A 14,896-nucleotide genomic window follows, 5' to 3' on the forward strand; every position below is an offset into this window, starting at 1 on the left:
ACACCTGATTTTTGGAGGCATCATCGTGAGTTCGCGCACCGCATTTTCCTGGGAAGACCCGTTTCTGCTGGACGAGCAGATCAGCGAAGACGAGCGGATGATCCGCGACACCGCCGCCGCTTTCGCCAAGTCGGAGCTTCTGCCACGCGTGCAGGAAGCCTATCTGGATGAAACCACCGACAAGGGCCTGTTCAAGCTGATGGGCCAGACCGGTCTGCTCGGCGTCACCTTGCCGGAAGAGTTTGGCGCCGCCAACGCATCCTATGTGGCTTACGGCCTCGTTGCCCGCGAGATCGAGCGTATTGACAGTGGTTACCGCTCGATGATGAGCGTTCAGTCGTCGCTGGTCATCTACCCGATCTTTGCCTACGGCTCCGACGAGCAGAAACAGAAATACCTGCCGGGCCTAGTCTCCGGCGACCTGATCGGCTGTTTCGGCCTGACCGAACCGGATGCCGGCTCCGATCCCGGCGGCATGAAAACCCGCGCCGAAAAGATCGAGGGCGGTTATCGCCTGCGCGGCGCAAAGACATGGATTTCCAACGCCCCGATCGCCGATGTTTTTGTCGTCTGGGCAAAGTCGGAGGCCCACAATAACGAGATCCGCGGTTTCGTTCTGGAAAAGGGAATGAAGGGTCTTTCGGCGCCAAAGATCGGCGGAAAACTGTCGCTGCGCGCCTCGATCACCGGCGAGATCGTTCTGGACAGCGTCGAGGTCGGCGAAGATGCACTTCTGCCGAATGTGTCGGGCCTGAAAGGCCCGTTCGGCTGCCTCAACCGCGCCCGCTACGGCATTTCCTGGGGCGTGCTGGGAGCTGCCGAAGACTGCTGGTTCCGCGCCCGTCAATATGGTCTGGACAGAAAGCAGTTCGGCAAACCGCTGGCCGGCATGCAGCTTTACCAGAAAAAGCTCGCCGACATGCAGACGGAAATCACCCTCGGCCTGCAAGCTTCCTTGCGCGTAGGCGAACTGATGGACGCCCACAAAATGGCGCCGGAAATGATCTCCATCGTCAAGCGCAACAATTGCGGCAAGGCGCTGGATATCGCCCGTCAGGCCCGCGACATGCATGGCGGCAACGGCATCCAGATCGAATACCATGTCATGCGCCATGCGCAGAACCTGGAGACTGTGAACACCTATGAAGGCACGCATGACGTTCACGCGCTGATTTTGGGCCGCGCCCAGACGGGCATTCAGGCGTTTTTCTAAGGGCCCCGCCTTCATCTGGAGAGCAGCATCATGCTCTCCAGCATATTCTCCGAAATCATTTAGTATTACTTTTTGTCAAGCCGTTGATTGTCGCGGCCATCTATCCTACCTCAGGGCCGCAACCATTTTTGCCGGCTTCCCCGTCGGCACTCGCCTACCCTCCCTTCGAAAACGAAAGTGGACACCATGACAACCTATCCCGACGTCAAGCTTTTTATTGCCGGCGAATGGCGCGATGCCGTTGACGGTGAGACCATCGAAGTGACCGATCCGGCCACTGACGAAGTGATCGGCAAGATCGCCCATGCCCGCAAGGCTGACCTCGATCTGGCGCTGGAAGCTGCCGACAAGGGTTTCAAGATCTGGCGTGACACGTCTGCCTTCGAACGCTCGAAAATGATGCGCAAGGCCGCCGATAACCTGCGCGAACGCGCCGATGCGATCGCCTACATGATGACCCGCGAACAGGGCAAACCGCTTGCCCAGTCGAAGATGGAAGTGCTCGGCGCTGCCGATACGATCGACTGGTTTGCGGAAGAAGCCCGCCGCACCTATGGCCAGATCATCCCGGCCCGCTTCACCGGCGTATCGCAGATGGCGATCAAGCTGCCGGTCGGCCCGGTTGCCGCCTTCACGCCGTGGAATTTCCCGATCAACCAGATCGTCCGCAAGCTGTCCGCAGCACTTGCCGCCGGTTGCTCGATCATCGTCAAGGCACCGGAAGAGACGCCTGCATCGCCTGCCGAACTGATCCGCGCCTTCGCCGATGCCGGCGTTCCGGCCGGCGTCATCGGTCTGGTCTACGGCATTCCGGCCGAAGTCTCGGAATACCTCATCCCGCATCCGGTCATCCGCAAGATTTCCTTCACCGGCTCGACACCGATTGGCAAGCATCTCGCAGCGCTTGCCGGCAAGCACATGAAGCGTGCCACGATGGAACTCGGCGGCCATGCGCCGGTGATGATCTTCAACGACGCCGATCTCGACAAGGCGATCGAAATCACCGCGCTGTCGAAATTCCGCAATGCCGGTCAGGTTTGCGTCGCGCCGACCCGCTTCCTCATTCAGGATGGCATTGCCGACAAGTTCCTCGACGGTTTTGTCAAGGCGGCCGCAGCCATCAAGGTCGGCAACGGTCTTGAGGCCGACACGGTCATGGGTCCGCTTGCCAACGAGCGCCGCATCCCGGCCATGGAAGACCTGATCCAGGATGCCGTCGCCAATGGCGCGGACCTGAAGACCGGCGGCAAGCGCATCGGCAACAAGGGCAATTTCTTCGAACCAACAGTTCTCGCCAACGTGCCCACCTCGGCCAAGATCATGAACGACGAGCCGTTTGGCCCGATCGCCATCGTCAACCGCTTCTCGACCTTCGAGGATGCCGTTGCAGAAGCAAACCGCCTGCCCTTCGGCCTCGCATCCTATGCCTTCACCGGCTCGGTCAAGACCGCCCACGAACTCGGCCGTCAGGTCGAAGCTGGCATGCTGACCATCAACCACAACGGCCTTGCCCTGCCGGAAGTGCCATTCGGCGGCATCAAGGATTCGGGCTATGGCACGGAAGGCGGTTCGGAAGCCGTTCAGGCCTATCTCGAAACCAAATACGTCAGCCAGATGAACTGATCCACCAGCTTCATGTGAATGACGGAACGGCCGGGGTGAAAACTCCGGCCGTTTTGTTTTGGGGATTGTCTGCGTGAGAATAGTCGCATACGAAAACAAAGAGTGAACATGCGAGTGAGATGATGACCGAAGCCACGACCGAAGCCGCGCCTCTCCTCAAGGAAATCTTCAATCGCGCCCGCCTCGAGCATTTTGCCAGTGAGACTGCTGCAATCCATCCGGGTTTTGACGGCGACCGATTTCTGAAGTTGGCATCGGAGGGACTGGATGATCTCAGCATCATGCAGCGTCTGCGGCAGATCGCAGTCTCCTTTCACGCCACCCTGCCCGGCCCCTATGAAAAGAACCTCAAAATTCTCCGAGCACTGGCCCCGCGTATCAATCACGGTTTTGCCTCGATCACGCTGCCGGAATATGTGGCGCTTTACGGCCATGATGATTTCGACCTTTCCATGCGGGCGCTGGCTTTTTTCACGCAGTTCGGCTCCTCCGAATTCGCCATCCGCCATTTTCTGCAAAAGGATCAGGCCCGCACACTCATGGTGATGGAAGGCTGGTCCAAGGATGAGAACGAGCATGTGCGCCGCCTCTCTTCCGAAGGCTGCCGCCCGCGCCTGCCATGGTCGTTCCAGTTGAAGGAACTGATCGCCGATCCCTCGCCTGTCGCAACGATCCTTGAAAACCTGCGCAGCGACCCGGCGCTGTATGTCCGCAAATCCGTCGCCAACCATCTGAATGACATCACCAAGGACCACCCGGACTGGGTGCTGCAAAAGATCAGCGGGTGGGACCAGACCAACGCCCACAGCAACTGGATCATCCGACAGGCGTTGCGCACGCTGATCAAGAAGGGCGATGCCCGCGCCCTGCATGTGCTGGGAGCGGGTCATAAGGCCGAGGTGACAATCAGTAGCTTCGTGGTGACGCCGTCAGCCCTGAAACTCGGCAGTGCCGTGAAAATTTCCACGCAACTGACCTCGACGGCATCGGCACCACAAAAACTCGTGGTCGATTACGCCGTGCATTACGTGAAGAAGGCCAGCGGCACTTCGAAAAAGGTTTTTAAATGGAAAGAAATCACCCTCGATGCCGGGGTAAGCATCGAGCTATCCATCAGCCGTGCCATCCGTGATTTCACCACCCGTGTGCATTATCCCGGCCGACATGCGGTGGACCTGATTGTCAACGGGGAAGTGCTGGCGCAAGGAGCGTTCGAGATCGTCGCTTAGGCGGCAAACACCTTAGCCCGCCGCAGCGTTACGAAACCGGCCTCTCCGGCCCTCACCTGCCGTTCCGGCTCGACGTCGAATTCCAGCGCCTCTCCTGCGCCGGTCGCTGCCAGCACCCGTCGACCATCCGGGCGGTCGAGAACCCGCGAAATCGTCGCGGCAATGCCCGGCCCCTGCTCAGACCAGTCGAGATCGGCGGGCCGCGCGTAAAGTTCCGCTTTACCGTCCGCCACACCAACCGCATCCACCGACACATCACCGGTATAGGCACGCCCATCGCGCACCTCAGCGGCGATCATATTGGCATCGCCCAAAAACTTCATCACGAAGGCGGATTGCGGATCGCGGCAGACCTCCTGCGGCGTGCCCTGCTGCACGATCCGGCCATCCTTGAGGATGACCACGCGGTCGGCCAGGTCGAGCGCCTCTTCCTGGTCATGGGTGACGAACAGCGTGGTGATGCCTAGTTCCGAATGGATTTCGCGCAGCCAGCGGCGCAGGTCCCGTCGTACATTGGCATCGAGTGCGCCAAAAGGTTCGTCGAGCAGCAGCACTTTCGGATCGACGGCAAGGGCGCGGGCAAGCGCCACGCGCTGCCGCTGGCCGCCGGAAATCTGTGCCGCGAAACGATCGCCGAGGCCTTCGAGACGGACAAGGCGAAGCAGATCGGTGACGCGGGCATCAATGGCCGCCTTGTCGCGTTTCACCTTGGACACTTTCATGCCGAAAGCGATGTTGTCGGCCACCGTCATATGCGGGAAAAGCGCGTAATGCTGGAACACGAAACCGACGCCGCGGTCGCGCACCGGAATGTCGGTGGCATCCTGATCGCCGAAATAGATGTGGCCGCCATCAGAATATTCGAGCCCGGCCACCATGCGCAGGATGGTGGTTTTTCCAGAGCCGGATGGGCCAAGCAGTGCCACCAGTTCACCACTTTCGATATCAAGCGACACGTCCTTGACGGCGCGAAAGGTCTCAAAAGTTTTGACGACGTTTTCGAGGCGGATTTTCATGATGTTTTCTCAGCCGGGTTGGCGGTTTTGCGAACGCGACCAGCGCCTTGGCGCTCGAGCAAAACCTTGGCGATGATGGTGAAGACGGCAAGCAATGCCAGAATGGAAGCAGACGCAAACGCGCCCGCCGCCTGATAATCGTGGTAGAGCAGCTCGATATGCAAAGGCAGTGTATTGGTCTGGCCGCGAATATTGCCGGACACGACAGAGACCGCGCCGAACTCGCCCATCACCCGCGCGTTGCACAGAATGACGCCGTAAAGCAGCGCCCATTTGACGTTCGGCAAGGTCACCGAAAGGAAGGTGCGAAAGCCGGAAGCGCCGAGCGATGTTGCCGCCTCCTCAAGATCACGTCCCTGCGCCTGCATCAGTGGGATCAGTTCACGTGCCACGAAGGACGCAGTGACAAACATCGAGGCGATGATGATGCCGGGAATGGCGAACAGGATTTTGATGTCCCAGGCATCGAGCAGCGGTCCAAAAAGGCCCTGAAGGCCGTAAACAAACAGATAGGCGACACCGGCGACGATAGGCGAGACCGAAAACGGGATTTCGATGACGACCAGCAGAAACCGCTTGCCCCAGAAATCGAACTTGGTGATTGCCCATGCGGCGGCGATGCCGAAGGCGGTATTGAGAGGCACGGCGATCAGCGCCGCCAGTACGGTCAGCCCGACTGCATGCAGCGTGTCGGGATGGATGATCGTGTCGCGATAAACCTGCCAGCCCTTGGCAAAGGCTTCGACCGCGATAATGACCAGCGGCGCCAGTACCATGAAGAAGCCGATCACCAGCACAATGCCGATCAGCGTGCGGCGAAACAGCGGATTGTCGCCGACACGTGGCGGCTTTCTGCGGGAGGGATGATTGCTCATGACTATCCCTTCACCGTGTATCGCAGCGCCCGCGCCTGCAGCCAATTGGTAATGGCCAGCATGACGAAGGCGGTGATCAGCAGCACGGACGCGATGGCGGCTGCGGCCTGATAATCATACTCTTCAAGGCGGATGAAGATCAGCAGCGCGGTGATTTCCGTCGACATCGGCTGGTTGCCGGCAATGAAGATGATCGCGCCGAATTCACCCAGCGAGCGGGCGAAGGAGAGCGAAACACCGGCCATAAGCGCCGGCGTCAGCAATGGCAGGATGACTTTGCGAAAAATCTCCCAGTCGGAACCGCCGAGAGATTGCGCAGCCTCTTCCAATGCCGGATCGAGATCCTCCAGCACCGGCTGAACCGTGCGCACCACGAAGGGAATGGAGGTGAAACACATGGCGATCATGATGCCGAGCTGGGTATAGGCAACCTTGATGCCGAATTCTCCCAGAATGGAGCCGAACCAGCCATTGTTGGCAAACAGCGCCGTCAGCGCGATACCGGCGACGGCTGTCGGCAACGCAAACGGCAGATCGACCATGGCATCGACGATGCGCCGGCCGGGAAAGCGGTAACGCGTCAGCACCCATGCGAGCGCCAGTCCGAAAAACAGGTTGAAGACGGTGGCGCCCAATGCCGAGAGCACGGTGACACGATAGCTGGCGACAGCACGCGGCGAGGATATGATCTGCCAGTAGTCGGCAGGCCCAAGGCTTGCCGCCTTGATGACGAGGGCGGCCAGTGGCAGCACCACGATCAGGCCGACATAAAACAGGGTCACGCCCAGCGATAACGGCAGGCCGGGCAGGACATTACGACGTCTCACGCAGTCGGTTCCTTGTTACGGAAAATCCGGCGGATGGAAATCCGCCGGTCGGAAGGATTACGAGGTTGCCCACTCGCTCGCCCGTCATCCTCGGCCTTGTGCCGAGGATCTACCGCGCTCTCATTTGGCTCAGCAGATGCTCGGCTCAGGGCCGAGCATGACGGAAGTGAGTTTGGCAATCAGCCGATTTCAGGAAAAGTTAGCGGCTGCCGTAAAGCTTGTCGAGCGTGCCGCCGGACGCGAAATGCTCCTTCTGCACCTTGTCCCAGCCGCCAAAAACGTCCTCGACCTTGACGAGGCGAACTTCAGGGAACTGGTCCTTGAACGCGGCCGCGACCTTTTCGTTGTTGACGCGGTGGCCGAATTCGGCGGCGATCTTCTGGCCTTCTTCCGTATAGAGGAAGTCGAGATAGGTCTTGGCCAGCTGTTCCGTGCCGTGCTTCTTGGCAACCTTGTCAACCACGGCAACCGGGAATTCGGCCAGCAGGCTGACCTCAGGCACGACGTTTTGCACTTTGTCCTTGCCGAACTGCTTTTCGATGCCACGGGTCTCGGCTTCGAACGTGATCAGCACATCGCCCTGTTCGCGTTCGACAAAGCTGGTCGTGGCCGCACGGCCGCCGGTATCGAAGACAGGAACGTTGTCGAAGATCTTGGTGATGTAGGCGTCGATCTTCTCGGCGTCGTCCTTGTATTCTTCTTTTGCCCAGGCATAGGCCGCGAGATAGGTGTAGCGCGCATTGCCTGACGTCTTGGGGTTCGGGAAGACGGCGTGAACATCGTCACGTCCCAAGTCGGCCCAACCCTTGATGTTTTTCGGGTTGCCGGCGCGCACTAGGAAGGCCGGGAAGGAATAGAAGGGCGAGGCATTGTTCGGGAATGCCTTGGTCCATTCCTTGGACACAAAACCGTTCTTGGCGAGGAAATCGATATCGGTCGACTGGTTGAAGGTCACCACATCGGCTTCCAGACCTTCGACAATCGAACGCGCCTGCTTGGATGTGCCGGCGTGCGACTGGTCGATGGTGACGCCCGGATGCGCCTTCACGAAAGCCTCGTTTTCGGCAACGAACAGTTCGCGGGCCACGTCATAGGAAGCGTTGAGCAGCTTGTTGGCATCCTGCGCGAAGGCGGGCTGGACGAAAAGCGAAGCCAGGGCAGTGCCGAGGATCAGGAGGCGGTTCATCAAAAGTCTCCGATGGGATCTGTCGTTATCGCCAACATATGGGGCAAGACCGGGAACGACGAGAAAAGCGCCACCACGCGGCGCGCCCTGATGAGAATTTTCCACCAAAGGAGAAGCAGTTTGGCGAGGCCTGTTCCAAGATGATGAAACAGGCCCCGGATTGCGTTATTCCGCCGCCATCGGCAAGTCGAGTTGCTGGGGCTCATTCTGCTGGTCCGAGGACTTTTCCGTCTCCTTCGGCTCGCGACCGAAAAACAGCGCATAACCGGCCGGCAGAACAAAGATGGTCAGCACAGTAGCGACCAGAATGCCGCCCATCATCGCATAGGCCAGCGGCCCCCAGAACAGACCCCAGGAGATCGGGATCAGTGCCAGAACCGCCGTCATCGCGGTCAGAACGATCGGCCGGAAACGACGCACGGCAGCGCCGGTTATCGCATCGGCCTTATGCATGCCGGCGGCGATATCCTGATCGATCTGGTCGATCAGGATGATCGAGTTACGGATGATGATGCCAAGCAGCGCGATGACACCAAGGATGGCCACAAAGCCGAAGGGCGCACCGGTGATCAGAAGTGCCGCGGCGGCCCCGATGATGCCGAGCGGACCGGTGGCGAGAACCAGCATGGATTTTCCAAAATGCTGGAGCTGCACCATCAGCAGGGCCACGATGACCAGCAGCATGACCGGCACCTTGGCCGCAATCGACTGCTGGCTTTCGGCCGCATCCTCCGCACCGCCCTGGATCTCGACACGGTAACCGGCCGGCAGTTCCGCACGGATATCGCTCAGCTGGTTATAGAGCTTCATCGAAAGGTCGGTCGGCTCCACACTGTCCGGCACGGTGGCCTTGATGGTGATGGTCGGCAGGCGGTCACGGCGCCATTCGATGCCGTTTTCCAGAACCGGTTCGACGCGGGCGATCTGCGATACCGGCACGAAGGCACCGCTATCGGTGGGGATATAGACGCTTTCCACAGCCGACAGCAGTTTTCGGGTTTCCGCCGGTTCGCGGGCAACGATCGATACCGTTTCCTCGCCATCGCGGAAATCACCCAGCGGCGCACCGGTGGTGGCTGCATAGAGCATCTGCCGCACGCGCTGAGAGGACACGCCGAGCGCACGGGCACGGTCCTGATCGATGACCAGCTTCATCGCCGGCACTTTTTCCAGCCAGTCGTCGTGAACCGCACCGAGAACCGGGTTCTGGTGGAAACGTTCCTTCACCTGATCGGCAATGCGGCGCACTTCATCACGATCCGGTCCAAGCACGCGCATCTGCACGGCCCAGCCGACCGGAGGGCCGAGGAACAGGCGATCGACCTTGCCGCGCACGGTCGGAAAATCTTCCGCCAGTGTCTTGCGCAGTTTTTCGATCATTCGCTCGCGGGACTCCACGTCCTTGGCCATCACCAGCAATTGCGCATAGTTCGGGTTGCGAAGCTGCTGGTCGAGCGGCAGGAAGAAGCGCGGTGCGCCCTCACCGATATAGGTGGCGACAAAGGTCTTGTCTGGATCGGGCAGGATACGGTCTTCCAGCGCCTTCGCCTGACGTTCGGTTTCCTCAATCGACGTTCCTTCCGGCAGCCACATGTCGACGAGAATTTCCGGCCGCGACGATTGCGGGAAAAAACTCTGCGGGATGAACTGGAAGGACCACAGGCTGCCGGCAAACACGCCGAGCGTCAGAAGCAGCACGATCACGCGATGCTTGACCGCCCAGCCGACCGAGTGGCGCAGGCCGCGATAGAACCGCGTGTCATAGGCATCGTGATGGGTGCCGACATGGGCGCGCTGTTTCAGCAGCATATAGCCGATCCACGGCGTGAAATAGACGGCCACAAACCACGAGACGACCAGCGCAATGCCGACGACATAGAACAGCGAGCGCACATATTCACCGGCGGTCGAATCCGCGAAACCGACCGGAATGAAACCGGCAACGGTGATCAGCGTGCCCGTCAGCATCGGAAATGCGGTGGAGGAATAGGCGAAGGTGGCGGCCTCGAGTTTCGGCAGCCCCTCCTCCAGCTTGCGCTCCATCATCTCGACGACGATCATCGCATCATCCACCAGAAGGCCAAGCGCAATGATCAGCGCGCCGAGCGAGATGCGCTGCAGCTCAATGCCTAAAGCGTACATGATGGCAAGTGTCGCGGCGAGAACCAGCGGAATGGCGATGGCGATGATGATGCCGGAGCGCCAGCCGATCGAGATCAGCGATACGGCCAGCACGATCACCAGCGCTTCCATCAGCGCCTGCGTGAATTCGCCGACGGCTTCGGTCACCACTTCCGGCTGGTTGGAGACCTGATCGACCGAGACACCGACCGGCATGGAGGCAATGAACCGCTCATAGGTCGCCTCGACGGAGGTGCCGACATCGGTCACCTTGAAGCCGGGCGCCATGACGACACCGACCTGCACGCCATCATGCCCGTTGAAGCGGTATTTGCGATCGTAAGGTTCGGCAAGACCGGAGGAAACGGTGGCGATATCGCCGAGACGGATCACCTGCGAACCGGTGCGCAGGCGCAGTTCGCGCACATCTTCCGGTGTCGTCACGCCTCCCTCCACCGCGATCCGGACGGAGCGACTGGAGGTCTCTACGTTTCCGGCCGGATCGACGGTGTTTTGGCCCGCAAGGGCGCTCTGGAGGTCGTTGAATGTCAGATTGTGCTCGGCCAGAATTTTGGACGACACATCGATATAGATCTTTTCCGCCTGGTCACCGAGGATGACGGCCTTTTCGACGCCGGGCGTGGCGATCAACATGTCGCGCGCCTGAATGGCGTATTTTTTCAGCTCCGGATAGCTGTAACCATCACCGCTGATCGCGTGCAGGGTAATGTAGGTATCGCCGAATTCATCGTTGAAATACGGGCCCAGCAGGCCATCCGGCAGATCGGTAATGTCGCCGACCTTCTTGCGCACCTGATAGAAGGCGTCGGCCACGTCACGGGCGGTCGTATCGCCCTTGATCTGCAGCGTGATGATGGTGGATCCGGCACGCGAATAGGATTTTACCCAGTCGAGATGCGGGGTTTCCTGCAGCTTGCGCTCGATCTTGTTGGCGACCTGATCCTGCATTTCCTCAAGCGAGGCACCCGGCCACACGGCCTGCACGACCATGACGCGGAAGGTGAAATCAGGATCTTCCTTCTGGCCCATGTTCATGATGCCAAGCGCACCGATGATGATGATCAGTCCGAACAGGAAACGGCCGATGCTCGGATGGGCGATCGCCCAGCGCGACAGGTTGAAGGGCTGCTTTTCCGGGGTCTGGTCAACACCAGAATTGGGGCCGGACGGTGTGTGATCGGAGGACGACATGATCTTTTCCCTCTCCGGAACCGGTTACGAACGATCGGCGCTGGCGGGCGCCGTCTGCGTTTTGCCTTCGGCTTCCGCCGTGGTCGCCCCCGGCACCTTCACCTTCATGTCTTCCGCCATGAACTGCGTACCGGCCGCGACAACCGTCTCGCCGGGCTTGACGCCATCAGCGATGCGCACGCCGTCATCGGCAAAACCGGCAACGGTCACGGCACGCGAATGCACGGTGCCTTTGGCCTTGTCGACGATCCAGACGATCTTCTTGCCGTCCTTTTCGGTGACAGCGGCAAGCGGCACGGAATAGGCCGCCACCGCGCCATCGGTGCGGGCGGTGATCATGCCGGTCATGCCGAGCCGCAACTGCTCATCTTCGGGCAGGCTGACGCGAACCGTGAATGTGCGCGACTGCGTGTTGGCGCTGCCGGAAACCTCGCGGACTTTGCCTTCAAGCGTCAGGTCGCGATAGGACCAGAAGGTCGCGGATACGGTCTTGCCGGGCCGGAACTGGGCGATATCGTTTTCCGGCACCGCGATCTCGATTTCCTTTTCGCCATCGACGGCGACCGAAATCACCGCAGTGCCGGCAGCCACCACCTGTCCGGCCTCGGCACTGATACCCGTGACGATGCCATTCACATCTGACTTAAGTTCGGCATAGGCAACCTGATTGCGGGCCTGTTCCAGCGCCGATACAGCCGACTGTCGGGCCGAGACAGCCTGATCGGCCGCAAGCGTGCTCTGTTCCAGCTCGGCCTGCGGCGCAATATTCTTGGATGCGAGATTTTCGGCGCGGCGGCGAGCAAGCGTCGAAATCTCCACCTGCTTTTCGGCGGAGGCCAGATCGGCCTCGGCCCGGCGCACGGCCAGCTGCAGATCGACGGCGTCCAAACGGGCAAGAACCGTACCGGGCGTCACCCGATCACCGATATCGACCAGCCTCTCGGTGATTTTTCCCGCCACGCGAAAACCGAGATCCATCTGTTTTCTTGCCCGGACCGAACCGGAATAGACAAGTGCACGGCCTTCATCGGCAGCACCGATCTCGGCGACCTTGACCGGCCGCAGGACTTCAGCGGCTTCCGGCTTTTTTTCCTCGCTACAGCCCGCAATCGCAAGCGATGAGAAAAAAACAAGACCGAGAGACAATTTGGAAAAGTTCGACATGGCCGCGCCCCTGTGCGGTTGATGGTTCGATAGGCTTCGTAACCTCGGCAAGGTCAGCGAAGCGCCCGAAGTGCAAATTCGACAAGATCCTCCGGCGTCGCGCGCCGACCTTCAGAAAGACAGTCTGCAATAATTTGAGGGTGACACAGCGCCACCGTCGCCTGCATGAAGCAATCCGATGCGACATCGGCATCCTGCTGGCGGAATTCGCCGGCCTTGATGCCCTGCTCGATCCGATCCGCAACCAGCACGCGGACCCGCTCGATATGCTCTTCTATGACCTGCCATTGTTGCGCGATGGCAATCACAACCATCTCGTGCACCTTATTCTCATGCAGCATGGTTTCAAGCGTCATGCGATGCTGACCGAGCGCATAGGCGCGCAGACCGTCCGCAGCCGTTTTTGCGCCCTGGATGCTGATAACCGCGAGATCATAGCTTGCAGCCAGCATGCGGCGCGCCAGTGCCTGATGGATTTCCGCTTTGGAAGCGAAGAACCGATAGATATTTGCCGGCGACATGCCCAATTCCTTGGCGATGTCGGCCACATTGGTCTTCGTATATCCGTAATGCCGGAACAGCCGCTCGGCGGTATCGAGGATGCGCTCGACATTTTCCGACCTTACGTCGGCTGCGTTTGCACTGGCGGCATGACTGGCCTGAAGGCTATCGCTCATGTCTGCTCCGTTACGACTGACGAATTTTAATTTTCGTCAGTCGTAATTCGACAACGCGTGTTTGTCAATCGCTTGGCAACCGTCTCCGAAGGATTATCGGTTTCGGAACAAATTCCGTATTAGAGTGGTTACGCAAGACTGTGAGGGAGCAACGGGACGCCATGAATCTGGCCAAGGGCCATCCAGCGATGCTGACGAGCGAGGGGCTCTACCAGACACTTCTGGATTCCATCACCGATTACGCCATCTACATGCTGGATGCAGACGGCCACGTTTCGACGTGGAACTCCGGTGCCGAGCGCATCAAGGGTTACAGCGCCGAAGAGATCATCGGCCGACATTTTTCACTCTTCTATACGGACGAAGACCGCACCCGCGGCGAACCGCAGCGCGCACTGTCGACCGCCCGCCGTGACGGACGGTTCGAGAAGGAAAGCTGGCGCCTGCGCAGCAATGGCAGCCGCTTCTGGGCCCATGTCGTCATCGACGCGATCCATGACGATGCCGGAAACGTCGTCGGTTTCGCAAAAATTACTCGCGACAACAGCGAACGCATGGAAGCCCAGAAAGCCTTGGCGAAAGCGCGCGAGGAACTGTTCCAAGCGCAGAAGATGGAGGCGATCGGCCAGCTGACCGGCGGCGTCGCCCATGATTTCAACAACCTGCTGATGGCGATCATGGGCAGCCTGGAAATGCTGCGCAAGCGTTTGCCCGAAGATCCGTCGCTTTTACCGCTGATCGACAATGCCATACGTGGTGCCGAACGTGGTGCAGCACTCACCCAGCGCATGCTCGCCTTTTCGCGTCGGCAGGAATTGAACGTGCTGCCGGTCGATGTGCCGAAACTCGTCCTTGGCATGCGCGATTTCCTGAAAAGCTCACTCAGCCAGACGCTGACCATCGAGACCGATTTTGCCGGCAACTTGCCCTATGTGCAGACCGATCCAAACCAGCTTGAAACCGCACTGCTGAACCTCATCGTCAACGCCCGCGATGCCATGCCGCAAGGCGGTACCATCACCATTTCGGCAACCCCACAGGACGTCACCGATACGGATGGGCGGCTGAAACCGGGCCGCTATCTTTCAATCAGCGTGAAGGATGATGGCGAAGGCATGGATGCCGAAACACTGGCGCATGCGACCACGCCCTTCTTCACCACCAAGGGTGTCGGCCGCGGCACCGGCCTTGGCCTTTCCATGGTGCAGGGGCTGATCGAACAGTCCGGCGGCGCGCTCAGCATCGAGAGCACGCGTGGCGAAGGCACGACGATCTTCCTCTCTCTGCCTATTGCCGGGATGGACGAGACAATCCTCGAGCCCGAACTGCCCCTGATCCTGCCACAGGAAAACACCCGCCCGCTCACCATTCTCGCCGTCGATGACGACGCGCTGGTGCTGATGAACACGACGCTGATGCTGGAAGATCTGGGTCACACCGTGATCGAGGCCTATAGCGCCGCCGATGCCCTGTCTGTCATCAATGGCGGCGAAAAGCTCGACCTTGTCATCACCGACCATTCCATGCCGCAGATGACCGGTTCGGAACTGGCGCTGGAGATCGCACGGCTGCGCCCCACCCTTCCGGTGATCCTGGCGACCGGTTACGCCGAACTGCCGGCCGGCACCGACCAGCAGCTGCCGCGGCTTGCAAAACCGTTTACACAGGCGCAGCTCAAAGAAATTGTCGGCACCGCGATGCATTGAACCAAACTGCCCGCCTTCGCGTTGATCCGTCAACACGTAACGAAGGA

10 protein-coding genes and 1 pseudogene are annotated in these 14,896 nt (G+C 59.9%); 4 read left to right on the plus strand and 7 right to left on the minus strand.

Annotated elements, in window-relative coordinates; genetic code table 11:
* Positions 1-25: 25 nt before the first annotated feature.
* The 3 genes from GAO09_RS22890 (at position 26) to GAO09_RS22900 (ending at position 4,065) form a co-directional block, all read left to right on the plus strand.
* Positions 26-1,213: an acyl-CoA dehydrogenase gene (locus GAO09_RS22890; RefSeq protein WP_324185059.1), complete on the plus strand. Its 1,188-nt coding sequence runs from the start codon at positions 26-28 to the stop codon at positions 1,211-1,213.
* 186 nt (positions 1,214-1,399) lie between these two features.
* A complete protein-coding gene (locus tag GAO09_RS22895; protein ID WP_153358342.1) occupies positions 1,400-2,836 on the plus strand; it encodes an NAD-dependent succinate-semialdehyde dehydrogenase in 1,437 nt (478 codons plus the stop codon).
* Between the two features lie 122 nt (positions 2,837-2,958).
* The gene (locus tag GAO09_RS22900; RefSeq protein WP_153358084.1) at positions 2,959-4,065 is read left to right on the plus strand and encodes a DNA alkylation repair protein; all 1,107 of its coding nucleotides are present in this window, start codon (positions 2,959-2,961) and stop codon (positions 4,063-4,065) included.
* Here GAO09_RS22900 and GAO09_RS22905 read toward each other — a convergent pair.
* The 7 genes from GAO09_RS22905 to GAO09_RS22935 form a co-directional block, all read right to left on the minus strand.
* A complete protein-coding gene (locus GAO09_RS22905; RefSeq protein WP_153358086.1) occupies positions 4,062-5,081 on the minus strand; it encodes a sulfate/molybdate ABC transporter ATP-binding protein in 1,020 nt (339 codons plus the stop codon). The genes GAO09_RS22900 and GAO09_RS22905 overlap by 4 nt on opposite strands.
* The gene (gene cysW / locus GAO09_RS22910; RefSeq protein ID WP_153358088.1) at positions 5,078-5,956 is read right to left on the minus strand and encodes a sulfate ABC transporter permease subunit CysW; all 879 of its coding nucleotides are present in this window, start codon (positions 5,954-5,956) and stop codon (positions 5,078-5,080) included. The genes GAO09_RS22905 and cysW overlap by 4 nt, the downstream gene beginning before the upstream one ends.
* Before the next feature lie 2 nt (positions 5,957-5,958).
* On the minus strand, positions 5,959-6,783 hold the full coding sequence (cysT, locus tag GAO09_RS22915; RefSeq protein ID WP_324185058.1) for a sulfate ABC transporter permease subunit CysT: 825 nt from the start codon (positions 6,781-6,783) through the stop codon (positions 5,959-5,961).
* Between the two features lie 199 nt (positions 6,784-6,982).
* Positions 6,983-7,969, minus strand: coding sequence for a thiosulfate ABC transporter substrate-binding protein CysP (cysP, locus tag GAO09_RS22920; protein WP_153358090.1), 987 nt, complete (start codon positions 7,967-7,969; stop codon positions 6,983-6,985).
* A 165-nt stretch (positions 7,970-8,134) separates the two neighbouring features.
* A complete protein-coding gene (locus GAO09_RS22925; protein ID WP_153358092.1) occupies positions 8,135-11,302 on the minus strand; it encodes an efflux RND transporter permease subunit in 3,168 nt (1,055 codons plus the stop codon).
* Between the two features lie 24 nt (positions 11,303-11,326).
* The gene (locus tag GAO09_RS22930; protein ID WP_153358098.1) at positions 11,327-12,466 is read right to left on the minus strand and encodes an efflux RND transporter periplasmic adaptor subunit; all 1,140 of its coding nucleotides are present in this window, start codon (positions 12,464-12,466) and stop codon (positions 11,327-11,329) included.
* 53 nt (positions 12,467-12,519) lie between these two features.
* Entirely contained in the window at positions 12,520-13,143 is a 624-nt protein-coding gene (locus GAO09_RS22935) for a TetR/AcrR family transcriptional regulator (protein ID WP_153358100.1), read from the minus strand.
* A gap of 152 nt (positions 13,144-13,295) precedes the next feature.
* Here GAO09_RS22935 and GAO09_RS22940 point away from each other — a divergent pair.
* Positions 13,296-14,849, plus strand: a pseudogene (locus tag GAO09_RS22940) (ATP-binding protein); the annotation flags it as partial.
* Positions 14,850-14,896: the final 47 nt, after the last annotated feature.

Origin of the sequence: Endobacterium cereale, from assembly GCF_009617585.1 — a bacterium.
GTDB classification, from domain to species: Bacteria; Pseudomonadota; Alphaproteobacteria; order Rhizobiales; family Rhizobiaceae; genus Neorhizobium; species Neorhizobium cereale.